The organism is Mariprofundus sp. EBB-1 (assembly GCF_003665155.1).
In the GTDB taxonomy this organism is placed as follows: Bacteria; Pseudomonadota; Zetaproteobacteria; order Mariprofundales; family Mariprofundaceae; genus Mariprofundus.
Genome location: NZ_RCFQ01000029.1, coordinates 13,014 through 36,474 on the forward strand (window position 1 = coordinate 13,014; position 23,461 = coordinate 36,474).

At 44.7% G+C, this 23,461-nt stretch carries 22 protein-coding genes; 16 read left to right on the forward strand and 6 right to left on the reverse strand.

Going from position 1 to position 23,461, the window contains the following annotated elements; translation table 11 throughout:
* Window positions 1-155: 155 nt before the first annotated feature.
* From D8Y20_RS10935 to D8Y20_RS10945, 3 genes are all read left to right on the forward strand, one after another.
* Window positions 156-560: a hypothetical protein gene (locus D8Y20_RS10935; RefSeq protein WP_121543666.1), complete on the forward strand. Its 405-nt coding sequence runs from the start codon at window positions 156-158 to the stop codon at window positions 558-560.
* A gap of 34 nt (window positions 561-594) precedes the next feature.
* On the forward strand, window positions 595-1,086 hold the full coding sequence (locus D8Y20_RS10940) for a hypothetical protein (RefSeq protein WP_147434065.1): 492 nt from the start codon (window positions 595-597) through the stop codon (window positions 1,084-1,086).
* Between the two features lie 74 nt (window positions 1,087-1,160).
* Window positions 1,161-1,472, forward strand: coding sequence for a hypothetical protein (locus D8Y20_RS10945; RefSeq protein ID WP_147434066.1), 312 nt, complete (start codon window positions 1,161-1,163; stop codon window positions 1,470-1,472).
* 61 nt (window positions 1,473-1,533) lie between these two features.
* Here the strand turns inward: D8Y20_RS10945 and D8Y20_RS10950 are convergent, their stop codons facing one another.
* The 3 genes from D8Y20_RS10950 to D8Y20_RS13940 form a co-directional block, all read right to left on the reverse strand.
* A complete protein-coding gene (locus tag D8Y20_RS10950; RefSeq protein ID WP_121543672.1) occupies window positions 1,534-1,863 on the reverse strand; it encodes a type II toxin-antitoxin system RelE/ParE family toxin in 330 nt (109 codons plus the stop codon).
* Window positions 1,856-2,137: a type II toxin-antitoxin system Phd/YefM family antitoxin gene (locus D8Y20_RS10955; protein WP_121543674.1), complete on the reverse strand. Its 282-nt coding sequence runs from the start codon at window positions 2,135-2,137 to the stop codon at window positions 1,856-1,858. Before D8Y20_RS10955 ends, D8Y20_RS10950 begins: the two co-directional genes overlap by 8 nt.
* A 120-nt stretch (window positions 2,138-2,257) precedes the next feature.
* Window positions 2,258-2,386 (reverse strand): hypothetical protein, encoded by a 129-nt coding sequence (locus D8Y20_RS13940; RefSeq protein ID WP_255418420.1) that lies wholly within the window; start codon window positions 2,384-2,386, stop codon window positions 2,258-2,260.
* A 135-nt stretch (window positions 2,387-2,521) separates the two neighbouring features.
* Between D8Y20_RS13940 and D8Y20_RS10960 the strand changes: the two genes are divergently transcribed.
* From D8Y20_RS10960 to D8Y20_RS10990, 7 genes are all read left to right on the forward strand, one after another.
* On the forward strand, window positions 2,522-3,928 hold the full coding sequence (locus tag D8Y20_RS10960) for a hypothetical protein (RefSeq protein WP_121543676.1): 1,407 nt from the start codon (window positions 2,522-2,524) through the stop codon (window positions 3,926-3,928).
* A gap of 100 nt (window positions 3,929-4,028) precedes the next feature.
* The gene (locus D8Y20_RS10965; protein WP_147434067.1) at window positions 4,029-5,411 is read left to right on the forward strand and encodes a hypothetical protein; all 1,383 of its coding nucleotides are present in this window, start codon (window positions 4,029-4,031) and stop codon (window positions 5,409-5,411) included.
* A 225-nt stretch (window positions 5,412-5,636) separates the two neighbouring features.
* Window positions 5,637-7,226: a tetratricopeptide repeat protein gene (locus D8Y20_RS10970; protein WP_121543680.1), complete on the forward strand. Its 1,590-nt coding sequence runs from the start codon at window positions 5,637-5,639 to the stop codon at window positions 7,224-7,226.
* 147 nt (window positions 7,227-7,373) lie between these two features.
* Window positions 7,374-8,348, forward strand: a complete 975-nt coding sequence (locus tag D8Y20_RS10975; RefSeq protein WP_121543682.1) for an ABC transporter ATP-binding protein — start codon at window positions 7,374-7,376, stop codon at window positions 8,346-8,348.
* Between the two features lie 4 nt (window positions 8,349-8,352).
* The gene (locus D8Y20_RS10980) at window positions 8,353-9,324 is read left to right on the forward strand and encodes an ABC transporter ATP-binding protein (protein WP_121543684.1); all 972 of its coding nucleotides are present in this window, start codon (window positions 8,353-8,355) and stop codon (window positions 9,322-9,324) included.
* Window positions 9,317-11,179: an ATP-dependent DNA helicase gene (locus D8Y20_RS10985; RefSeq protein WP_121543706.1), complete on the forward strand. Its 1,863-nt coding sequence runs from the start codon at window positions 9,317-9,319 to the stop codon at window positions 11,177-11,179. Before D8Y20_RS10980 ends, D8Y20_RS10985 begins: the two co-directional genes overlap by 8 nt.
* 156 nt (window positions 11,180-11,335) lie before the next feature.
* Entirely contained in the window at window positions 11,336-12,853 is a 1,518-nt protein-coding gene (locus D8Y20_RS10990; protein WP_121543686.1) for a sodium:alanine symporter family protein, read from the forward strand.
* Between the two features lie 172 nt (window positions 12,854-13,025).
* On the opposite strand, the gene tadA is transcribed toward D8Y20_RS10990, so the two are convergent.
* From tadA to D8Y20_RS11005, 3 genes are read right to left on the reverse strand one after another with little or no spacing between them, the layout of a single operon-like run.
* Entirely contained in the window at window positions 13,026-13,502 is a 477-nt protein-coding gene (gene tadA / locus D8Y20_RS10995; protein ID WP_121543688.1) for a tRNA adenosine(34) deaminase TadA, read from the reverse strand.
* A complete protein-coding gene (locus tag D8Y20_RS11000) occupies window positions 13,502-14,323 on the reverse strand; it encodes an ABC transporter permease (RefSeq protein ID WP_121543690.1) in 822 nt (273 codons plus the stop codon). Before D8Y20_RS11000 ends, tadA begins: the two co-directional genes overlap by 1 nt.
* Window positions 14,323-15,303 carry an ABC transporter permease gene (locus D8Y20_RS11005; protein WP_121543708.1) on the reverse strand — a complete coding sequence of 327 codons (981 nt, stop codon included), beginning with the start codon at window positions 15,301-15,303 and terminating at the stop codon, window positions 14,323-14,325. The genes D8Y20_RS11000 and D8Y20_RS11005 overlap by 1 nt, the downstream gene beginning before the upstream one ends.
* 185 nt (window positions 15,304-15,488) lie before the next feature.
* On the opposite strand from D8Y20_RS11005, the gene D8Y20_RS11010 reads away from it, so the two are divergent.
* From D8Y20_RS11010 to D8Y20_RS11035, 6 genes are all read left to right on the forward strand, one after another.
* Window positions 15,489-15,797, forward strand: a complete 309-nt coding sequence (locus D8Y20_RS11010) for a hypothetical protein (RefSeq protein ID WP_236075408.1) — start codon at window positions 15,489-15,491, stop codon at window positions 15,795-15,797.
* Complete coding sequence (locus tag D8Y20_RS11015; RefSeq protein ID WP_121543692.1) at window positions 15,778-16,299, forward strand: hypothetical protein; 522 nt, start codon at window positions 15,778-15,780, stop codon at window positions 16,297-16,299. Before D8Y20_RS11010 ends, D8Y20_RS11015 begins: the two co-directional genes overlap by 20 nt.
* A gap of 166 nt (window positions 16,300-16,465) precedes the next feature.
* Window positions 16,466-18,667 (forward strand): ATPase, T2SS/T4P/T4SS family, encoded by a 2,202-nt coding sequence (locus tag D8Y20_RS11020; protein ID WP_121543694.1) that lies wholly within the window; start codon window positions 16,466-16,468, stop codon window positions 18,665-18,667.
* Window positions 18,667-19,128 carry a chemotaxis protein CheW gene (locus D8Y20_RS11025; RefSeq protein ID WP_236075409.1) on the forward strand — a complete coding sequence of 154 codons (462 nt, stop codon included), beginning with the start codon at window positions 18,667-18,669 and terminating at the stop codon, window positions 19,126-19,128. Before D8Y20_RS11020 ends, D8Y20_RS11025 begins: the two co-directional genes overlap by 1 nt.
* Before the next feature lie 45 nt (window positions 19,129-19,173).
* The gene (locus D8Y20_RS11030; protein ID WP_121543696.1) at window positions 19,174-20,610 is read left to right on the forward strand and encodes a methyl-accepting chemotaxis protein; all 1,437 of its coding nucleotides are present in this window, start codon (window positions 19,174-19,176) and stop codon (window positions 20,608-20,610) included.
* A 10-nt stretch (window positions 20,611-20,620) separates the two neighbouring features.
* Window positions 20,621-23,113: a response regulator gene (locus tag D8Y20_RS11035; RefSeq protein WP_121543698.1), complete on the forward strand. Its 2,493-nt coding sequence runs from the start codon at window positions 20,621-20,623 to the stop codon at window positions 23,111-23,113.
* Window positions 23,114-23,461 lie beyond the last annotated feature (348 nt).

The window sequence follows — 23,461 nt, forward strand, 5'->3', positions numbered from 1 at the left end:
GGGGACGCAACCCTTTAATGAGTGAATATGGGCGGTTACTGTGAACACAGTGGTCGCCTTTTTTCGTTCTGGCTGATCAGGCATCCCAAGTTCTTGGGATACCGGATCTTTCAAAAGCGTTGATAATGAGCTTATAGATTGATCTGGAGTGAGACATGAGTGATTCAAAAGAAGAAGTGGCTGTAGAAGAGTTATCAGCCGAGGGAAAAGAGAAAGCCAAAAGTGAGGCTTTGACGATTGCCATAGGTGGCTCTCTGGCTGTTGCTGTGGTGATAAGTTACTTTGGATCGAGCTTCGTTTTCCTGTTTGCAATATTATTGATTGGTATACATAACCACTCTTCCATTTTGGGCTTTGTTGAAAAAGTGCCCGCATTTGCAGTGGTGGTTGTGGTTGCATTGGTGTCTCTGAATCTGAGCGGATCTGATGGCGGTTACTCAGGTTATTCTACAGCTGGCGGTGTTGAGCGCGTTGATGGTATGACAACCGGTCAACTCGATGGCCGGGACTGCACGCTGGTCTCTCTGCCGGGTGGGCAGTCCATGATGGATTGTGATTGATACCTCACTGAATGAATGACCAGGTGATTGCAAGGTGACGAGAGTTTTACTGATTTTCTCAATGCTGTTGCTTATCACTACAGCTTGTTCTGCACCTGCGCAGCAGGTGGGTGCTCTGCCTCAATTCTCCCAATATCCGGCAATAGAGATTTATAGTGCTCCTGCAGTTGCAGTTACACTCAACGGCGAGCCAAACATATTCCGAACACGTCTCAAAAATGCTGCAAAGCAGTCAGTAAACTTTGCCGGTGAATATGTGCTCACTACATGGGGTTGTGGTGCAAGCTGTATCTATGGCGCTGTGGTCAACCTTAAAACAGGTGAGGTGGTGTTTTTACCAGCCTCTTTCCATGTTGGCTTGCTTGAATCGGAACCTCTGCGATTTCACTCCAACAGCCGCCTGCTGGTCATGAGAGGTGCTTTGAGTGAAGGGGGGGAGCATGCAGCGCATTATTATGAATATACCGGAGGCAAGTTTATGCACCTCAAAACAGTGCCGATTGGCGGGCGGAGTGATGAACAGTGAGAGTTAGTCTTTTTGTTTTAATGCTGCTGCTTCTTTCCGGCTGTGGAGTAAAACAGTTCACCTATAGTCACATCTTGAATGTTGACTCTGAACTAAAAGATCACTGTATTCGTAAAGCTTTGAAAGAGACTCCCGGCGTATTAAAAGTGACTGTTCCCTCTGAGAAGTCTGACAGAAATGAGTCGCAGGCATTTTTGGTGAGCGGAAAACAGGGGCATATATCCGTATATCGATATGGCTATCAACAGCGACTGCTAGAGTTACAATATCAACATAGAGGTTCTCATCTTCCGAGTGAAAAAGAGTATGCCAAATACGATGTTATTTTATGGCAGATCGAGCATTCACTGCTTGATACCTGTGGCACATCTGAAGCTGTCCAGTAACGCATGCCCATTTAGATTAGTGCGTAAACCGGAAAGCTGTGCTCTGGCTCTCAATGAGCATTCAGATTTGTATCAGACGTTGAAGCAGCAGGTCGATAAAATCACGCCTTCCATCAATGACAGCTACAACATATACAACCTCTTTTCGAATGCGGTAAATGATTCTCCAGGGTGTTTCGGATAACTGACGATATTGAAAAACCCCGATATCCTGTAGCTCAGGAACAATCCTGCCTCGGTTAGGCATGTTAAACAGCGCATCTGCTCGTAGCTCCAGGCGATCAAGAATGCTCAATGCGGTTTCAGCTCCACGATCTTCAGCGATATATTCAATGATTCCGTTTAGGTCATGGGTTGCTGTATCGGTCCACAGTACTTCATATTCAGCCATCGTTATTTTCAGCTTTCAGGCGCTCTCGGATATTTTTGAACACATCTTTTTGCGATGTCAGGTGCTCATGCTGAATGTCAGTCTCGCCCTGAACCATCAGGCGTAGCATGGCGAGAGATTTCTGCCGTTTCTGGTACTGAGTATAGTCTTCCACTACCGCACTGGCATGACCATTCTGTGTCAAAATAAGGGGCTCACTCGACTCTTTTAAGGCATTGATCTGCTGACTGGCCTCGGATTTGAATTGAGTAAGACTGATAATTGATTCGCGCATCAACGGCTCCTTATTCGAACTGAATTCGGGTATGTTAATTGATTTCTTTGAAGTAGACAAACGCGTGGAAAAGGGGATGGCAGTGGGGCGCTACCCTTTAACCCGGACTATTCATAAATACTATTGCGCCCTTGCTTGTCCCTTTGCCTGCAACAAATTCTTCACCAGTTGTCTGTATGCACTGCTACGCACGCCTTCTTCAAAATCCGTTGCAAACAAACGTCCGGTGCAATCATCACAACGATTCATGAATAATCCGGGTTAATGAGTGAAGATAGGCGCATGCTGTGAAAGTGCTGATTTTAGTCGATCGGGCATCCCAAATTCTTGGGATACCGCACTTTCATTTTCCTTCGATAATAGAGACTGTGATAGGAGGTTCCCATGCATAAATTATTTGTCACGGTGATTGGATGTATGAGCTTGTTGGTTTCAGGCTTTGCTCAGGCACAGATGATTCAGACCGGTGTAAGTTATCCCGGCAATTCGCAGCTGGAGCTACCCGGCTCTGGCGCTACATTCACCGTGCCATCCGGCTGGAGTGGACAGTATAATCCTGCTGAGAAACTGTTTGAGATGTATTCGCCATCCGGGCAGCAGGTAGCTGTTGGCTATGAAGGCAAGAGTTACGCAGATGCGATTGCCTATGCCAAGCAGCCGATCACCACATCAGATGGTATTGTGATGACCCCGATGCTGAATAAATCAAAGAAGTTCAACGGTAAATTCAGTGGCGAGGCATTTCCTTATACCGGAAAGGCTCTAATCTTTATGGATGTGGGTGCAGTAGCTTTTGTGATTCAAACACCAAATGGCAAGGCTCTGACGTTAAGCTCCGGAGGGCTGGGCACTAACCTTACGGCATTTTCCAATCAGATTGGCCTGGTAACCCCAAGCCTGAGTTTCACTGGCCAGAATAGAACCTATGCCAAGAGTAACCAGAGCTCATCCCAGCGATCCGGATCAGGCCTGGATATGGGTGCAATAACCGGGCAGGTACCATCGCAAAGTCGGAGCTCAAACGCGACGACAGCAAATACCAAAAGCCCTAAAATCAAACAAGCGCATAAGGTAAACAAGCCATTGGTAGTTAAAGCTGGCTCATGGGAAGGTACAGGCAAAAGATCTGTGAAATATGGTAAGGGCAATCCATTCAAAGGCTATGGCATGGGAGAACTGCCTGCCTTTATCGATCACTCTAGTTCAGGCCTTTATTTACGGAAAAATGAGTATGGGGTAAATAGTGGCTTTAGCGACGATCTCAATGTGATGATTTTTGAGCATGAAAATACGCGGGTGTTTTTCTGTGCCAAAGATCGTCAAGACAATAACTATAGGGGTAGTTATAACGTGGAACGGAAGATCAACGGTAAATGGGAGTATGTTGGGACAGGGAATTATCAAATCTATTCCACCATGCCTCCAGCCTCATGGCCACCAAGTGACCGCACCCTTCGTTCCCATGATATGATGATTTTAGACCGTGCGAAAGGTCCTACGGAAGCGATTAAGGTGAAAATGACCGACCAAGGCGAAGATTTCTGGTGGGATACTCATGTCAGTTTTAACGGCATTAAATTTTCATCGGTTGGGGTCGCAGAATATTGCGGGTATGATTCATATGGAGGCGCTGAATCAGAATCATTCTTTAAAGAAAGTAGTAGAGCTCAGGCTTCCCGGAGAAGTAGTAGAGCATCATCTTCCAGCGGTTCCTATGATACTCACTTTGGCACCACCAGTAGTGGTCAGATCATCTTCTCATCTCCGCAAGGAAGCATGTCGGTTGATTGATCTTTGTGTGAAAAAGGTAAAAGGGAGCGCAACCCTTTATTCAATCGCAGATGGCTGTGCAGGTTGTTAAATGATGTTTAAAAATAATAAGGGGTTCATGATGAAACTTATAACGTTTGTAGTTGGATGTATGAGTTTGTTTATTTCCGGTGTGGCGCAGGCTGAAACCTTGCGGCAAGGCGGCAGTTATCCGGCAGGTTCAATTGTGGAACTTTCTCAGTTTGGTGGTGCGCATTTCACCATTCCGAATGAATGGCGCGCTGAGGGGCAGGGGCCAAACCGTATTTCTCTGTTTCCTCCCATGGGTCATGCGGTACAGGTGATGGAGTTTATGCCTGTACAGAATGTTCGGACGTTTGATCTCAATATGCAGCGCAATCAGGTACTGATTCAGCAGGCGAATACCTTTGTGAAAGCTGTGAATTATCAGGAGGCACCATCAGATGCGGGGGTGGTTTATAATTTACAGGGCAAAAGTAACGGGCAGGAGGTGGCGGGTATGTATGTGATGCGGCCGCTATCCAACCTGGGTATGAGTTATACCAAAATGTTTATTGCTCCATCAAGTGAGTGGTTTGCAAACGACCTGCAGATGATGCAGGTGATGCGGCGTCTTGGTGAGATCGATAATGCGTTGATCGCGCAGGCTAAGGATCGTAAATCGTATGCCGGAGGATCCAATAACAGAGCTGTTGTTGCAGGTGTTCGTATGATTCAGGAGCAGACTGAAGATACTTATGCACCACCATCCTGGGTGCGTTATTCACAGGGCGATCCGTTTAAGGCTCATGGCAACAAAAAGCTGCCCAAGTTTGTGAGTCATAAAGTTCCGGGGTTGTTCTGGCAGGCATTTGCCTTGAAAGAATACAATACAAAACTCTCTAACTGGAATGAAATTATTGGTTATAACCTGGAAAATAGTAGTGGAACGAAACGTCTTAACTTTTGTCATGAAGGTGTAAAGGCGACATCTCAGGGGACTTTTACCGTCAGCACCAGAAAATCTACCCATGCAAAATGGAGACAAGTGGATAAAGGGCGATATCAGATGTTTCAGAATCATGATCACGAATATTCAAGCGGGCCGAAAGGAGCGCTCGATACAATGTTCCTGGATCGCAGAAATGGTGACAATGATGTTGTGATGGTTGAGGAGGTTGCTGAGGATGTATACAGCAGCTATTGGTATAACAGATACGCCTTTAATGGTGAAGTATATAAGGCTCAAGGATTGAATCAGTCCTGTTCATATAAACCGAGTAAGACCTCAGTAATTCTCTCCAAATGTATGAAGAAGGGAGGCAGGAAATCGTGTTGGGGTGAAGCATTCCCGGAAGATTATGACACTGCAGGTAATGAACGGGGCCGTTCAGGTGGATCTTCTTCCAGTAGTAGTGGTTCCTACGATACGCATTTTGGTACGACCAGTAGCGGAGCAATCATATTCTCAAGCCCAAGCGGCAGCATGTGTTCAGGTTGTTAAGTTTTACATATGATTTTAATTCAGGTGCATGGATAAAGAGATTAAAGCAGAAATACGTGACATCAACATCTTTGGTGGTTTTTTCTTCCAATTCATTCAAAGTGTGCGCCGTTCAGAGCATCCTGAGCAATATAGTGATAAGTGAAAATAAACCGTGAGCGCATATCAATCAGATTGTTTATAAGCTTATGACAGATCCCGGAAACATTTGGGAATGAGGAATTGATGAAGATAGTTACAGCTTTCATGGCCCTTTTTTTGTGGACCCATCTGGCTTTTGCAGAGAATGCTAATACGATCAGCTATATGGATGCTGCTCAAATAAGCATCGATAAGCAGGATTGGGGTCAGGCGGAAGTCTTTCTCTTAAAGGTGGTCAAAAAGCAATTTAATGATGTGCATGCACGTTATTTACTTGGTAAGGTGGCAGAAGAGCGTGGTGAACTGCGTTTAGCAAAAAAACGTTATAAGATGGTCTTGCTTGTAGATAGAAAACATCTATTGGCGTTAAAAGGCTGGGCACGGGTCGCAGAGAAATTAAATGATAACGTATTTGCTACATATCAGCGCCTGTTAACATTAGAACCCCAAAATGTACTATGGCATATAAAGCTAGCTCAGCATTATATGAAAAATGGATCGATCAAAGCTGAGCCTTATTTAAAGAGCGCATTGGAGATTAGTCCAAATCATCGCCAGGCATTACAACTCATGGTCAAGTTCCATAAAAAATATGCTATTGCCGCACATGCTGAACCATTTCAAAAACGCTTGAATAAACTATCTGCATCCGGGCAAATGAAGCGACCTTTATTGCTTTCTAATAATCAGCCTGTTATACAGCTAGATCAAGGTGATATCACTCAAGAAGCGTCGGTTTCGAATACAGTATCTGCGGTGGAACAAGAGCGTAAGATTGTTGCCCATACCGAACCCAACGAGAAACCTTTTGATGAATCTACTGCCGTGGCAATGCCATCTCCGGAGCAGAAAGAATCTTCAGTGCTCAAAAGTAATACCCGGGTCAAGCCATCGGTTCATGCAGTACAGCAGAGTGACGATCCATTATCGATCAGCCTATCTTCTCTGTTTTCAACGTCAAAGCTGTGGGTTCAAAAACTCACAATGTTAGCAACACCCTCATTAGAGGTTGCCCCAACCAAGTCTGAACCTGAGGTTAAAGCTGAACAAACAGCGCCTAAATTGATGTTGCATTCCATTCCATTGCCAAAAAAGATGGAAGAAAAGCACGCAGCTCAATCGGATATTAGCATATTTCAACAATATACATTGGCAGTTAAGCAGGGTAAGGCGCATGATCAGTTTATACTTGGCTTGATGTATCATGAAGGGAGAGGCGTTGTTAAAAATGATTCTCAGGCTAAATCCTTATTGATGAAAGCAGCAAAGCAGGGGTTGGATGAGGCGCAATTATCCTTGGCTCTGATGCTGTATAAGGATCGTAGCAATACAAAGAATGAGAAAGCTGCAGTTCGTTGGTTCAAAAAGGCTGCCAACCAGGGTTTAGCTGATGCCCAATACGCATTGGGTTTGATTTTTGCCAGTAATGACAGGTATAAAAATGAGGTAAAAGCTGTGAAGTGGTGGAAAGCTGCAGCACATCAAGGGCATGCGCAGGCCCAACACAATCTCGGTGTAATGTATTTGAATGGGCGCGGCGTCAGCAGAAGTAAGAAAGAAGCTAGTCGCTGGTTGCAACAATCAGGGAATCAGATTCACTCTGAGAGATCGCTGGAGCTTGAACACTTTTACAGCGGTGAAAAAAACGACACCATCATAGGGCGCAGCAACTGAGTGCATCATCTGTATGTGTGCGGTACCAGAGTGTTCAAATAATAGTGTGTCGAGAATATTTCGTATATATGAACCGCTTGTTTCTATGCATCAATGACATACATAAAGGTTGTGGCAACAGTAGCGCGCTTGCGTCACACTTCCGCCATGCTTGAAATTCGTGATTTATCATTATCTGTTACCATACAAGGAAACTCTGTCGAGGCGGTTTCTTCGGTCTCTCTCCAGTTAGAATCAGGTCGGGTGCTAGGGCTGGTCGGTGAATCAGGTTGCGGTAAGTCGCTAACAGCACAATCTATTTTGCGCTTGGGTGAACACCAGGGCGTCAGAAAAAGTCATGGTGATATTCTACTTGATCGGGATAGCCTGTTTGAGATGAGTGATGAGACATTGCGTCGCATGCGCGGAGGTCGAATTGCCATGGTGTTTCAAGAGCCCATGACAGCTCTTAATCCGGTATTCTCCATTGGCAGCCAGATTATAGAAGTCATTCGTCTGCACTTGGATATGGATTTAAAGCAAGCCTCTGCACGCGCCGTAGCATTGTTAACGGATGTCGGTATGGAAGATGCTCAGCAAGTGCTGGCGCAATATCCTGATGCGCTGTCCGGGGGTATGCGCCAGCGCGTACTTATTGCCATGGCGATGGCGGCAGATCCTGATTATATCATTGCTGATGAACCGACTACGGCACTCGATGTATCGGTGCAAAAACGCATTATAGCACTGTTATTGAATTTACAGCGAAAACGTAATCTTGGTTTGTTGTTAGTGACACACGATTTCGGTCTGGTCGCTGAAATGTGTGATGATGTGGCTGTGATGTATGCAGGGCAAATTGTCGAATCAGGTCCGGTTAGCGAAATATTTGATCAGCCTGCCCATCCTTATACGCGTGCATTAATGGGATGCAGACCTGAAGTGTCCGAAGCAGGGCATGCACTGCCTGTCATTGGCGGGCAGGTACCGCAACCCGGTCAATGGCCACAAGGTTGCCACTTTGCAGACCGCTGCCCGCTGGCACAGGACGATTGTAAAAAGGCTCCATTGGCAGCAAATGTCTGGCAACAAAATCAGCACATTGCACGCTGTCTGCATGTCAATACTGCGATAAAGGGTTGAGCACATGAACGTACTAGAAGTGAACGGGCTGAATAAAACCTTTGCAGCCGGCGGTATGTTTCGTGCTATTGGTAAGGCCAAGTGGGCAGTCAATGATGTATCCTTTCAACTGAAAACTGGCGAAACACTGGCAATTGTTGGTGAATCCGGCAGTGGTAAATCTACCACAGCACGCTTAGCAATGCGTTTGTTGGCAAGCGATTCAGGCAATGTGCTATGGGGCGATGATGATGTATCTTCACTCTCAGGTAAGGCGCTCAGGCAGCGCCGCAGCCATATTCAGATGGTTTTTCAGGATCCCTTTGCCAGCCTGAATCCACGCATGAAGATCTGGCAAACCGTGGCTGAAGGTCTGCGCGTGCATCAGCCCTCACTTTCACAACAACAACGCCGTCAGAAGGTTGCAGACACATTACTACTGTGTGGTCTGGATGCATCTGGTATGGATAGATATCCACATCAATTCTCAGGTGGTCAGCGTCAACGCATCGGTATTGCGCGTGCGCTGATTGTTGAACCCAAGGTGTTGGTGTTGGATGAGCCGGTATCAGCTCTGGATGTATCTGTTCAAGCTCAGATTCTTAATCTGTTAAAAGATATTCAGCGTGTGAAAGGATTGGCATATCTGTTTATTTCGCATGATCTGTCTGTAGTGCGCCATATTTCAGATCGTGTCGCGGTGATGTTTGCCGGTCGTATCGTTGAACAAGGCACTGCCGCTGAGCTATTTGCACAAGCACAGCACCCCTATACACGCGCCTTGTTGGCTGCGCGCCCGATTGCACACCCAAAGGAACGGCATTCCATAGCAGTTGATGCTAATGAGACTACTGAGGCCACTGCTGACTCTGGTTGCGCGTATCAACCCCGGTGTCCATTTGCCACTGAAGCGTGTGCCAGCTTTGATGGGAAACTGCGTCGTCAGAGCGGAGGGCATGATTGTGCCTGCCTGCATCCTTTACCCATCAATGATTAAGCTTGTTGAACAGGTTCGACGAGATTTTGCAGAAGATTCTCCATTAGCAACGGATCTACCTGGTTATTCGCGTAGAGATGAGCAAATTCAATTGTCAGAAGAGATTGCCACTGCATTTGATGCGGGCGATGTGTTATTGGCAGAAGCAGAAACAGGTACTGGTAAAACGCTGGCCTATTTGATTCCAGCGCTACGTTCTACAAAAAAAATCCTCATTTCCACCCACACCCGGGCGCTTCAGGATCAATTGGTACATCGTGACTTGCCGACAGTACAAAAGGTACTCGGTGCCAAGCGACGAGTAGCTCTGTTAAAAGGACGCAGTAATTACCTGTGTCCGCAACGCATGAGCCGTTTTATCGCCACTCCACAATTGGAGATATGGGCTAAAAAGTCGATGTTGGCTGTGCTGGAATGGTCAGAAAAGAGTAAAGACGGTGATCTGGCAGCCTTACCCTTCGATGTGTTTGCTAAGGGAATAGGGCATATGGTGACCGCAACCGGTGATCAGTGTTTGGGCTCTCAATGTGGTGATTTTGAACATTGCCCACTCATGAAAGCCCGGCAAAAAGCACAATCTGCAGATATTGTGGTGACCAATCATAGTCTGTTACTCGCAGATGCTTCGCTTAAAGCGGGTGAATTCGGTGAATTGTTGCCTGATTTCGATGCCTATGTTCTGGATGAAGCCCATGCTCTGCCTGAGTTAGCCTGCCAGCATTTTGGGGTGCAGCTCACACGCATGAAATTTATCCAGTGGCTGAATGATATGCAGGCATTGCTTGATCAGGTGGGTGATGAACCAGCGTTGAAGAAAGATGTGACAGCAGATGGCAAAACAGTACTGGATGCTTACCTGAAAACACCCCTGGATGAACTGGAACATGCCTGGGCTGATATGCTTGTATTGGCAGAATCACGCCGCGAACGTAGCGAAGATTTTGCCAAATTGGCTGACCGGGCCGATCAAATTGCCAAAGAAATTGATATGGTCATGCAACCTGCCGATGGTTATGTCGGTTGGAGCGATGGTGAAGGGGATATGCGTAAGCATACGGTAGCACCGGTTGAGACCGGGCCCGTTTTACGTGAGCATCTATGGGATAGAAAAGCTGCTTTTATATTATCATCGGCCACATTGCGTGTGTCCGGACGCTTTGATTATGCCAAAGACCGGCTGGGTTTACAGGATGTGGTGGAAGTGTTTCATCCATCCCCATTCGATTATGCCAAACAGGCGATGATATATTTGCCACGCCATATGCCGGACCCATTTTCAGAAGCTGGCATTGAGGCGATGATCAATGAGATTGAAACCTTAATCCGTGCCTCGCACGGGCGCGCCTTTGTACTGTTCACATCCTGGAAGATGTTAAATCGGGTTGGGCCTGAATTGCGTAATCGTTTGTCTTGGAATGTATTGGTGCAGGGTGAGAGTGGCAGCCGCGATGCTATTCTCGAAACGTTCCGTGAGGATACCCATTCTATATTGTGCGGCACCCGTAGTTTCTGGGAAGGTGTGGATGTGCCCGGTGAAGCGCTGAGTCTGGTGATTATTGATAAAATGCCGTTTACGCCACCTAATGATCCGCTATTGAAGGCCCGCATTAAGAAGTGTGAAGAAGCAGGAGGGCGGGGCTTTAGTGATATCCAGCTACCCGAAGCCATTGCAGTGCTGCGACAGGGAACAGGTCGTTTGATTCGCTCTATGGAAGATCGCGGGGTGATGGCGCTATTGGATTCGCGTTTGTATGGTAAAGCATACGGGCCGGAAGTTGCACGCAATTTACCTGCAGCACCGATCAGAGATGATCTGTCAGAAGTGCGCTGGTTTTTTGAAGACAGCGAAACTTAGCTGTTCGGCATGCTATTGATTTTCCCGGAGAGGGGGGCAAAAGTGCTTTCTTACAGCAGTAAGCTATGCGCTTTTACCCTGTCTTCGGAAATATTAACGGTAATCTTATTAGCTAAGTCATTCCAGTAAGGATTTAGCTGTAATTGTGGAGGGAAAATGAGAAAATCAATGAGTGTGCTCGGATTGCTGTTGTTACTACTGCCCACAACACTGGCTTTTGCGCAGCCGGATAGCTCTCCGGGTATTGATGCATTTTTTGGCGTGATGAATAATTATTTAGCCACCGTAATCTTTTTTGATGTGATGCCCGGTGAGGGTAATATGCCGTTTATTGTGGCCTGGTTGATCGTTGGCGCGGTCTATCTGACCTGCCGTTTTGGTTTTATTAATGTGCGTATGATGGGCCATGCGTTTCAGGTGATTCGTGGCAAATATCATTCGTCTGAAGATAAGGGTGAAGTAACACCTTTTCAGGCTTTAACCACGGCCTTATCCGCGACCGTAGGTTTAGGAAATATTGCTGGTGTGGCGATTGCAATAAGTGTCGGTGGCCCTGGCGCTACCTTCTGGATGATTGTGGCAGGCTTTTTTAGCATGACAGCCAAATTCACCGAAGTCACATTGGCTCAAATGTATCGTGAGTTCAGGCCTGATGGCCGGGTCATGGGTGGCGCGATGCAATATCTGTCTCGTGGCTTTGCTGAAAAAGGCATGGCCGGTACGGGTAAGTCGCTGGCAATATTATTTGCAATCTTGTGTGTGGGTGCTTCTTTTGGTGGTGGTAATGCATTTCAGGTGTCACAAGCCCTGGGCGCTGTTCAGAATGAGTTGAGCTTCTTCCATGACTTTCCCTGGGTCTTTGGTGTGTTGATGGCTGGAGCAGTGGGGCTGGTGATCATCGGAGGCATTAAGCGTATAGCACATGCCGCAGAAGCAATTGTACCTACTATGGTATTTATTTATCTAACGGCTTGTTTGTGGATTATTTTTTCACATGCATCAGATATACCCGATGCATTATCCCTGATCGTGACGGAAGCATTTGCTCCAACTGCAGTGGCTGGTGGATTGATCGGTGTGTTGGTGCAGGGCTTTAAGCGGGCAGCCTTCTCCAGTGAAGCAGGTATTGGTTCAGCTGCTATTGCTCATTCCGCTGCAGCAGTAAAATACCCTGTACGGCAGGGTTTTGTTGCCCTGTATGAACCGTTTATTGATACGGTCATTATCTGCACCATGACAGCTTTGGTGATTATTTTAACAGGGGTCTATAATGCGCCGGAACACCATGCACTGGTTGAAGCAAGTAAAGGTGCTGCGTTAACGGCAGTGGCTTTTGGATCAGTGATCTCCTGGTTCCCAATTATTCTTTCTATATCAGTGGTATTGTTCGCTTACAGTACGATGATTTCATGGTCCTATTATGGAGAACGATGCTGGACGTATGTATTCGGTGAAAAGTTCTCGATGCTGTATCGTATTATGTTTCTAATGTTCATTGTGCTGGCATCGTTAGTCAGTGCAAACAATATTCTGGATTTTTCTGATCTGTTACTGTTGTCGATGGCATTTCCTAACTTCCTGGCTCTGTATCTATTGCAAGATAAAGTGGCTGACGCCCTTAAAGCCTATATGACGAAATTACGCAGTGGTGAAATGGATAGAGAGATGCACTAATGCAGGTTCACCGCAGCCGTGTCCGGGAGGAGTACAGACATTCGTGTAAATTCGTGGTTAAAAGTTAATGGGGTTTTGATTAAAGGGTTATTGAGGAGATTAGCCACCAATTCCTCGCAATAAAAAGCCTATTGAATGGTGTGGCAGTGTTATTGAATGGAGGTGGAGTCGCTTACAACCTACTTTGCTGTTTACTGGCTTTGCGTCTGGCTCTGAAAAACTGTTTTAGCAGGGCGGCAGACTCCTCAGCCATGATACCACTACTGATTTCGGGTTGATGATTTAAGCGCGGATCTGACAGCAGTTGATAAAGAGATTCAACCGCTCCTGTTTTAGCGTCGGTAGCAGCATATACAACACGGGCAATGCGCGCGTGAATGATCGCACCGGCACACATGCTGCATGGCTCCAGCGTGACATACAGCGTGCTGCCAGCTAGCCGATAGTTTTGTAAAGCTTTACAGGCGCTGCGGATCACACGCATTTCAGCATGTGCAGATGTGTCATGTGTGGAGATGGGGGCATTGTGTTCGATAAACTCAGAACCATCGGGAAATAGCAGTAGTGCACCAACAGGTACTTCACCAATTGCAGCTGCTTTTTCGGCCGCTTGCATGGCTTTATTCATATAATATGAATCTAATGCCATTACTGGTTTAGCTTTGGATCGAAGTAGTCCCGCAGACCTTCTCCAAGCAGATTATAACCAAGAACGGTGATCAGAATTGCCATACCCGGAAAGGCGGATAACCACCAGGCAATTTGAATATTATCTTTTCCTTCGGTTAAAATATTGCCCCAAGATGCATCAGGTGGTTGCACACCCAGGCCCAGGAATGATAAGCCTGATTCCAGTAGAACCGCACCTGCAATGCCGAGAATTGCCGACACAAGCACTGGCCCCATGGCATTGGGCAAGAGATAGCGCCACATCAATCGAATAGGTGAGACCCCAAGACTTTGCGCTGAGAGCACAAACTCACGCTGCGCAAGACTTAAGAACTCAGCTCTGACCAATCGTGCAATGCCCATCCAGGAGGTTAAACCAATGACAATCATGATATTCCAGATTGATGGGTCGAGAAAGGCAATCACCGCTAGAATAATAAAGAATGTAGGGAAACAGAGCACCATATCGGTCATACGCATCAACATAGCATCGATACGTCCACCGAAAAAACCAGCCACAGCACCCAATATAAGCCCTAGAATAAGTGAAATACCAACGGCAACAAAACCCACAGCCAGCGAAACTCTGGCTCCATAAAGCATGCGGGAAAAAATATCCCGGCCTAAAGTGTCTGTGCCACACCAGTGCTGCCATGATGGTGGCATCAAAATTACGCTGACATCAATATTATTAGGGTCATAGGGTGCAATCCATGGCGCGAGTATTGCCAATAAAGCAATGCCGATGACTACAGAGCCTCCAATAATCATGAGAGGAAATCGATGCATAAAAGCAGACATTATTTACCCCTGTTACGCATGCGAGGGTCAACCCATGCATAGGATAAATCAGCGATAAGATTGCCAAATAGTGTCAATACAGCGCCAATCACCGTGATCCCCATGACTAGCGGATAGTCCCTTGATAGCACAGATTCAAAGAATAACAGACCCATGCCGGGCAGAGAGAATAACTGCTCAACGATTACGGAGCCGCCAATAAGCCCGGGAATGGAGAGGCCGAGTAGGGTAATGATTGGCAATACAGCATTTTTAAGAGCCAATTGATAACGTATTTTTGATTCAGGTACCCCCATGGCACGGGCTGTTGTGATATAATCAGAGCGGATCACATCCAGCATGCCGGTACGCATAAAGCGACTCATGCCGGCAAGCCCTCCAATGGCTGATACAAATACGGGAAGAATCAAATGTTTGAGCATATCCATTTGTTGCTGCCAGAAGCCCATTTGTTGCCAGCTATAGTCATGCAAACCAGAAATGGGTAACCAGTTTAGATTCACTCCCAGACCAATCATAAGTAACAGACCAAGCCAGAAGGAGGGTATTGCAAACCCGATAAAAACAAAAATGGTCATACCTTTATCAAACCATGAATCGCGTTTTACAGCACTGGCGACACCAATAGGTATGGCTATGATGATGATAATCAACATGGCCAACACATTAATCCATAAAGTGACAGGCAATCTTTCTGTGATTTTATCTATAACTGCACGACCGTCCGCTGAAAACGATTGCCCAAAATCCAACACCGCCAGTCGCCCTAACCAGTTCCAGTACTGTTCATATAGTGGTTTATCCAGGCCGTAATAGGAGCGCAATCGCTCAATATCCTGTGAAGACACTTTGGGGTTAAATTCCTGTCCCACAACACTCGGTTCACCAGGAGCTAAGTGCATCATGCCAAAAGATATGATGGTAATACCGAATAACAGTGGGATCATGCCAGCAAGGCGCTTGAGAAGGTAAGAAGTCACACGCAAACCCTAACCTGAGTGATATCTAAAGGCATTATATATAATGCTCATGTATATATCTAAACTAGTCTTCTAAATGCCTTATATAACTGTTAAAATTGTTTTTCAATATTCAATCTTCATCTTGACATGAGTTGGCTTTATTGTTCATATAGCCCGATATAAGTTGGTCGGGGGAACGAACCATGAAAAAATATATGTTGGCATGTACACTTGCTATGGCCTTTGCGTTTTATGCACCACTGTCAATTTCTACGACTTCATTTGGCTATCAACAGGCTCAAGCTGCTGGTGCAGCTGATGCCGATACTGGTATGAAACGTGTGACACTTATCATCAAAAAATTGCGTGATGCAATGGGAAGTATGAAAGATTTTGATGAGCTTGAGAAAGCAGGCTTACAAAAAAAGGACGTTGATCGCATGCGTCGAGCAATGGATAGTAAAATTCAGCAGATGATGGAGGATGCTATCTATGCGATTCGCTCGATTTAAAATAAGGGCGATTATATTACTTTCTCTGATGATTGCCTCGCCATTGATGTCAATGGCTGGTGAAATTAGAAATATTAATTTCGCAGTATTTCAGAAAGTAGATGATGATTTTGAATTTGATCCCATTGTGATGGGAAAATTTAGTGATTTTATTGCTGTGATGGATGGTGCTCAGGTGTTGCTACTTTCTCATACCAAGGATTCCGTTCATGGGGACGTGATCAGTCTACAGCAGGATGTATTACGTGAGTCTTCGGAAGGTCTGAATGATATTGGTATATCTTGTAGCCTATCCTTTTTAGAAAACAGTGAACCAGATAATTTGTCATTTGAACTCGGAGGCTTGTGTAAAATCCTTGATTCTCTGAATGAAAATATTACGGCTATTATTCCTATGGCCGGCCTACCAGATACCGACCAGGGTGTTGAAGCCTGGGTTGAACTGCATGAAGATGAAGCTAGTGGCACAGCATTTTATGCCAATGTAAGTACTGGCGATTAACTCCTGCATCACCGTATCACTTTCTCGTTGCTAGCAACGGTTTTTTTGTTGTAACGCATTCCTCTAAAAGACAGTATAGTTTCAGCATGGTATCACAAACCATTTCATGTTCTGTTTGAATGAACATAAGGCGGCTTGTGAAATAAATAAACGAGTATGAGGCGATATGCACTTAAAGCATCAATTGCAGTTGATCCAATCAGGTGTGGTGACTGAGGCTCAGTTGAGCAAGGCTGAAGATCTGGCCAAAAGTGAGAAGAGAAGAATTCTTGGCGTATTGCTTGAAATGAATGATGTGGATGCTGATGTTCTGTTGAGCACATTGTCAAAAATATACAAAACGCCATATGTCGAACTGCGCAACTGTAATGTTGATCAAGCATTGTTGGATATGTGTTCAGATAAGCTATGTCGGGATTATGAATTTGTTCCGCTAAAGCAAAATGATACTGATGTTGTAATCGCAACTGCCGATCCGCTTGATATTAATATGCTTGATGCGCTGGGCTTTAAATTGGGCAAGCGTATCGTAACTAGGTTTACTCGTCCTGATTTGATCCATAGTAAAATTCGAGAACTTTATCAGGATTCCGATGCTGCATTTGATTCGGTGGTAGATGATTTCGAAGATGAACATGCTTTAACACAAGAGATGTCCACCATTCAGGAAACGTCGAGTCTGGATGAACTCAAGCGTGGGGCAGAGGATTCACCGATCATTAAATTGGTGAATGGCGTTATCATCCAAGCCATGAAAATTGGTTCATCTGATATCCATATTGAACCGGGTGAAAAGCAAAGTGTTGTACGTTTGCGCGTAGATGGACGATTAAGACCGATGATTCGTTTCCCTTCTAAAGTGCATCCTCTGGTGACTTCCAGAATCAAAATCATGTCCAAAATGGATATCTCCAATTCACGAACGCCTCAAGATGGCCGGGCACGTGTGAAATTATGGGGCAAGAGCTATGACATGCGTATTTCTACATTGCCAGCATTGCATGGAGAAAAAGTTGTTATACGTATTCTGGATAAGGGTGGCCTGGCACTTGATCTGGATGTGTTGTGCTTTGAAGAAGTTGCTTACAAACGTATTCGTGAATGTATCAATCAGTCAACGGGTGCCGTCTTGGTTACTGGCCCTACCGGTAGTGGTAAAACAACGACCTTATATTCCTTTCTCCATCACATTAAAAATGAGGAGATGAATCTAATCACCATTGAAGATCCTGTAGAGTTTCAGATTGATGGCATTAATCAGGTATTGGTAAACCCGAAAACCGGGATGACCTTTGCTACCGCACTACGTTCTATTTTGCGTCAGGATCCGGATGTCGTGATGGTTGGTGAAATTCGAGATGAAGAAACAGCAGAAATTGCGCTACACGCTGCTCAAACAGGGCATTTGGTGCTTTCTACCCTGCATACCAATGATGCACCTTCGACCATTACAAGGTTACTGGATATGGGGATAGAACCAACCATGTTGGCATCATCGCTGAATCTCGTGGTTGCACAGCGTTTGGTGCGTCGATTATGCCCGAAATGCCGCAAGGAAGTTACGCCTGACCCCGATTTTATTGCGCGACTGGATATTCCAAAAGATGTTGTTTTTTATGATAAAATTGGCTGCAAACACTGTATGAATGTTGGCTATAAGGGACGCCTGGGTATTCATGAGGTTTTGTATGTGAATGATCAGATGCGCACACTTATTTCACGTGGTGCTACAGATCGTGAACTGATGCAGGCTGCTCGTGAAGATCATATGCTCACCTTATTTGAAGATGGTTTATCCAAGGCCCTGGCTGGCCAGACCAGTTTGCAGGAGGTGATTCGTGCCTCAAATGTGCCAGAGGGGTATAAACTTAGTGAGCACCTGAATGCTGATCAGCAGTTAATGAGTTATGGTGAAGTTCAACGTCTTCGTGATGAAGTCAATGCTCGTGATACCGTTACAACGGAACAGAAAACAATTCTTGTTGTAGATGATTCCAGCAGCGTTCGTAATCTGGTTGAGTTTGTACTGGATGCTGATGGTTATAAGATTTTACAAGCCGAAGACGGTCAGCAGGCTTGGGATATACTCCAGCGTATGAAACCCAATCTGGTGTTGACTGATTTTGAAATGCCGAACATGACTGGTATTGAACTACTAAGACGTATGCGTGAGCAGGCGCGTTTCAATGATGTTCCAATTATTATGTTAACAGCGCGTAAGGATGAAGATGATGAGGTCAAAGGCTTTACTGCCGGTGCCGATGACTATATCGGCAAGCCGGTTGAGCCCTTAAAACTGCAAGCGCGGGTGAAAAAGACACTGAATCTATATGAACATATCATTGCCAGAAGTAGAGGTCCGCAGTAATGCCGAATGCAAAACGCACTGTTTTGACTGGTGCTGAAAAACAACAACATCAAGGCATTGACTTGCTACTTGTCGGTATAGGCGGGAAGCAAGTGTTTGTTCGTTCATCTGAAATAAAAGAGATCTTGCGTCCAAAACCATTAACACCCGTGCCAATGGGGCCGGATCACATGATAGGTTTGGCCAATATTCATGGTCAGATTGTCTGTGTGATTGATGCAGGTAGCGTCACTTCACTGCCTCCTTGCCACAAAAAGGTTACACCACATACACGCTTTCTACTTTTGCGGCATGCCGTGATGCATGTCGGTATATGGGTAGATGAGGTATCGAAAATTCAACAAGTGGATCATAGCTTGCTTGCCATCGCAGATAATAATGGCGAAAGTATCAGTCACATCGAGGTTGAGGGAGTTAGAAGTGAATTGCTGCACTGTAACGCGTTATTGCATGAAGTTTAATCTGTACAAGTTTGACACTTCGATATTTAAATATTGGGGGGAGGAATGAATACAAATTCTGAAATGAAACCTGTTAATCAGGTGTCACTTAAACAATTGGCAAATCGCAACTTTATATTGTCATTACTTCTTTTTGTCATGTTGATAGGCATTGTCTTTTTTGCATCAATCAGGGACAACACAAGCATGGGGGCTTTGTTGGACGTGTATGATGATCAATTCCGCGTCGGGCAGTTCAAAGGCTCTATTTCGGATGTGATGGTTCCAATCAATGACTTTACCATGGTTCCGAACGTAAAAAACTTTGCCAAGATAAAAACATCCATTCAGGTGTTTGATGATCGATATAAAAACATTAAAACGATTGCCAGTCTTACAGATAAGAATCTTCAATCCATTGATCAGATGAATATGATGATGACAGAAGTACTAAGTATTGCGAAGGATGTTGCCGAGGAAAAAATCCCACTTAGTCAGGCATCTCAAGTTGCTATGATTGCGCAAAACCTTGTTCTTTCTGCCCAATCAAAGTTGGATGTCATTATCAAATCAATGGAAATTGGTTTAGCACAAAAAAAGATAGAACGTGAAAAACAGGCAACCATGCAGCTGTATATTTTGCTTGGTTTTATTGTGCTGATTATTCTGTTACTGGAATTTCTTAACAGAAAACTATTGGCACATGCACAAGTTGTTTCTAAAGCTTCAAGCAATGTTGTGGAGAGTGCTGGAGATATTGTTGAAGCCAATCGCGTGCAGGCAAGTATCACAGAGCAACAGTCCAAGTTTATGGATAAAGTCATTAAAGGACTTGAATTTATCACCATTTCAGGGTCAAAAATTCCTATAGCAACGACTAAACTGGAAAAAAACTCTTCTGTCATATCTTCATTTGCAAGGGGTGGCGTGAAAGAAATTAATGAGGCACTTACTGTCATTAATCAGGTGCGTGGAAGCGTTTCAACGATGACTGCCAATAGTGAACATATCAGTGACAAAGCCAATCAGGTACTTCAATCCATTGAGCAGATTCAGGACGTAGCAGACGAGGCCAATTTACTTGCCTTAAATGCATCAATCGATGGCGGATCATCTATGACACATGATGTGCAGCGCATGGCTGAACAGATTCGTGGTTACGCAAATGAGATCCGTGCTTCAATAGAAGGCGTTACCAGTGCATCAGGAAGTGTTGAGAAAACAACAACTGAAAGCATTACGATTCTCGATAAGAATGTAGAGGTCATTAAGAGCACATCAGATATGTTAAATAGAATTGAAACCTTGTCTGCAACCAATGGACAATCCTCTGCAGTGATCGTGAAGGCAATTCAACTTCAAAATGAACGCAATAAGAAAATTTTGCATGTGTTGAAACATATATCACAGCTGTTGCATAGCTCAGATGATAAATTACAGGCTTACCATGAAGCATCGTCACGTTTGACTGAAGCTTCAGAAAGCCTGAAAAATATGAGCTAATCACTGATTGATGAGCAAATTTGATATGAGCGGCTTTCTGGCCGGTTTTTTTGATGAAGCGAGAGGGCGTTTACTAACGATTCATCAAAAAATTCTATTGCTTGAAGGGGGCAATCTGGATGAGGCTGGTTTAATCCAGCTGCGCAGAAATGTACATACAATCAAAGGTTCGGCGCAAATGTTGGGTGTTCAGGATATCGCAGATCTGTGTCATCTTTTCGAAGATGCATTGGAACTTATTTCTATTGATGCGCATATTGATGCCTTACCGCTGATTCAATTTCTATTGGATTTGCTCGATGCATTACAATCCAGAATAGAATATCAGGATGCTGAGGTTCGTCTGGACATCTCATTGAAACAGATACGCTTTGCACAAATAAAACAAGAGTTAAATAAATATCCGGACGCAATAAAAACGACCACCAAATCCAATCACGAACTGAAAGCGGAAGACGTAAATCATCAAGTGGAAGCAAAGCAAGTTGAGAAGGATGCGCTTTCAAATACTGTTGAACAGACCACATTAGGTGAGAAGTTACCGAAAAAGAGGCGTCGAAAAAAGAAAACAAAAGTTGCTCAGAATCTTATTGCTGCGGTGATGGGAAGCATTGAAGTCTCGCTTGATAATAAAAGTGATGTTGGCGCGTCGGAGCCCGATACGTCGGCTGAACCGGTATCAGAGATAGTTGAACCGGATACGCAAATAGAAGACGTGCCAGTTCTGAAATTCCGTACTGATGAAGCTACTTTTAAGGCGAGTAGCACATCCAGTGAAACAGTAAGCAATTTCCTGCGTGTTGACCGTGGGCGACTGAATCAGCTATCGAATCAAATCCTGGAGTTGGCATCTATTCGTTACCGGGAGGATTCAATCGAATCACAGTTACAAAGTCTCGCCCGTGATTTTCGAAAAATGAAAGAAAAAAAGATGTCCAATGATGTTCACCCTTCAATATTGTTGGCTTCAATGCAAACAGATATGGATCGTCATTTACGCCAACTTCAACAGCTAAGTGCTGCGTTATATCAACAGCAAAATAGCTCATCTTCCACATTGGATGGGGTGCGAGATCAAGTGTTAGGGCTAGTACTTAGTCCATTAAGTAGTGTGTTTTCAGTATTTCCACGCACTGTTCGCGATCTTTCTCTGCGCAGTGGGAAGTCCGTTAAATTATTGATCATGGGTGATTCTATTGAAATGGATCAGATTGCAGCTGAATCACTGACTGAACCACTCATCCATTTAATGAATAATGCCATTGCTCATGGCATAGAAGACCCGGAAGAGCGGCTGCGTCGTGGCAAACCTGAAGATGGTCAGATCACCATATCTGCCAGGCAAGAGGGTAAAATTATCCATCTTGATGTTACTGATGATGGCAATGGAATGGATGTAGATATCATCAGGGAAAAAGCAGTTGCCCAAAAAATCATCAACCAATCAGAAGCTGATGATATGGATGAGTCTGAATTGATTGAGCTTATTTTTCACCCTGGTTTTACAACATTTGAATCAGTCAGTGAACTTGCTGGCCGTGGTATGGGCATGTCCATTGTCCTCGATGTGATGCGTGAATTAACCGGTAATATTCATATTCATAGTCAAAAAGGGAAGGGGACTCGCTTTAGCATGACATTCCCTGTAAGTCTGACTGTTCAAACAGCCAAGCTTTTCCGAATAGGTAGCCAGCGTTTTGCGATGATTGCCAATTTAGTAGTTCAGGCAATGCCCTTAAAAGGCCAGAAGATTAAAACGGGATCAGGACTATTTAGTAAAGGATATATTACATTTGAAGAACACCGTGTTCCTGTTATTGATCTGCGCGATGCCTTAGGTGGTAACAAAACTGTAGAAGTAGCCGATGAAGCTCAGATTCTAGTTGTAGAACATTTAGAAGGTTATCTGGCGATCGTTGTTGATGAAGTGTTGGCAGTTGCTGAAATCATGATTCGTGAAGTAGATCCATATTTAAAACATTATAAACCAGTTGGTCTGATCGGATGCACTATCCTGAATGACGGAACGGTGCATTTAATCATCGAGCCGATTGGCCTAAGAGAGATGTGGCGCACTGCTCCGGATGTCGGTGTGGTTCAAGAGAGCAACAACAATGACAAGCCTACATTCAATCAACATATTTTGCTTGTTGATGACTCCAGTGTCGCACTCAACATTGAGAAAAAGATGTTTGAGAAGATGGGCTTTACGGTAGATACAGCGATGGGCGGGGCTGATGCCCTTGAGCAGGTTGCTCTAAATAATTATGATCTCATAGTCACAGACCTTGAAATGCCTGATATTGATGGCATTTCAATCATCAAACAACTCCGCAGTGATGTAAAATATGAAACATTACCTATCATCATTATTGCAACACGCGCAATAGAGGATGAACGTGAGCGTGCCACGAAAGCAGGTGCAAACGCATACCTTTCCAAACGTCAGCTTAAAGGTGGAGAAGCTGAATTATCAGCAGTCTTAGCTAACATTTTCGCGTAAATACGGTTCTTTTATCGAGCTGTTGCGTGGTGATTCAAGTCACATCGGCATCTTTTATACGGTCTCATACTTCGCATAAATCAACGTCAGGAGGCTGATATGGTTATTGAAATGAATGAACCAGAACTTATAGATGATATGCAGACCAAAGTAGAGATCATCGCAATTGTGGCAATGGTCGTTGGTGTTTTGGGGTTTACAACCTCCATTTTTTAATCTGATAAGCTAATCACATGAACCAGTTTTTCGGGTGATTTTTGTATTTCTTGGACTATTTCAGCGAATCAGTTATTACCATTTGCATTACTGATATAGGAATATGAAAACAACGAATAAATTGCTTGAGTC

Coding starts and splice junctions, on each gene's coding strand:
- D8Y20_RS10935 (WP_121543666.1), top strand. CDS start 156: ATGAGTGATTCAAAAGAAGAAGTGGCTGTAGAAGAGTTATCAGCCGAG.
- D8Y20_RS10950 (WP_121543672.1), bottom strand. CDS start 1,863: ATGGCTGAATATGAAGTACTGTGGACCGATACAGCAACCCATGACCTA.
- D8Y20_RS10955 (WP_121543674.1), bottom strand. CDS start 2,137: ATGCGCGAATCAATTATCAGTCTTACTCAATTCAAATCCGAGGCCAGT.
- D8Y20_RS13940 (WP_255418420.1), bottom strand. CDS start 2,386: ATGAATCGTTGTGATGATTGCACCGGACGTTTGTTTGCAACGGATTTT.
- D8Y20_RS10960 (WP_121543676.1), top strand. CDS start 2,522: ATGCATAAATTATTTGTCACGGTGATTGGATGTATGAGCTTGTTGGTT.
- D8Y20_RS10965 (WP_147434067.1), top strand. CDS start 4,029: ATGAAACTTATAACGTTTGTAGTTGGATGTATGAGTTTGTTTATTTCC.
- D8Y20_RS10970 (WP_121543680.1), top strand. CDS start 5,637: ATGAAGATAGTTACAGCTTTCATGGCCCTTTTTTTGTGGACCCATCTG.
- D8Y20_RS10975 (WP_121543682.1), top strand. CDS start 7,374: ATGCTTGAAATTCGTGATTTATCATTATCTGTTACCATACAAGGAAAC.
- D8Y20_RS10980 (WP_121543684.1), top strand. CDS start 8,353: ATGAACGTACTAGAAGTGAACGGGCTGAATAAAACCTTTGCAGCCGGC.
- D8Y20_RS10985 (WP_121543706.1), top strand. CDS start 9,317: ATGATTAAGCTTGTTGAACAGGTTCGACGAGATTTTGCAGAAGATTCT.
- D8Y20_RS10990 (WP_121543686.1), top strand. CDS start 11,336: ATGAGAAAATCAATGAGTGTGCTCGGATTGCTGTTGTTACTACTGCCC.
- tadA (WP_121543688.1), bottom strand. CDS start 13,502: ATGGCATTAGATTCATATTATATGAATAAAGCCATGCAAGCGGCCGAA.
- D8Y20_RS11000 (WP_121543690.1), bottom strand. CDS start 14,323: ATGTCTGCTTTTATGCATCGATTTCCTCTCATGATTATTGGAGGCTCT.
- D8Y20_RS11010 (WP_236075408.1), top strand. CDS start 15,489: ATGAAAAAATATATGTTGGCATGTACACTTGCTATGGCCTTTGCGTTT.
- D8Y20_RS11015 (WP_121543692.1), top strand. CDS start 15,778: ATGCGATTCGCTCGATTTAAAATAAGGGCGATTATATTACTTTCTCTG.
- D8Y20_RS11020 (WP_121543694.1), top strand. CDS start 16,466: ATGCACTTAAAGCATCAATTGCAGTTGATCCAATCAGGTGTGGTGACT.
- D8Y20_RS11025 (WP_236075409.1), top strand. CDS start 18,667: ATGCCGAATGCAAAACGCACTGTTTTGACTGGTGCTGAAAAACAACAA.
- D8Y20_RS11030 (WP_121543696.1), top strand. CDS start 19,174: ATGAATACAAATTCTGAAATGAAACCTGTTAATCAGGTGTCACTTAAA.
- D8Y20_RS11035 (WP_121543698.1), top strand. CDS start 20,621: ATGAGCAAATTTGATATGAGCGGCTTTCTGGCCGGTTTTTTTGATGAA.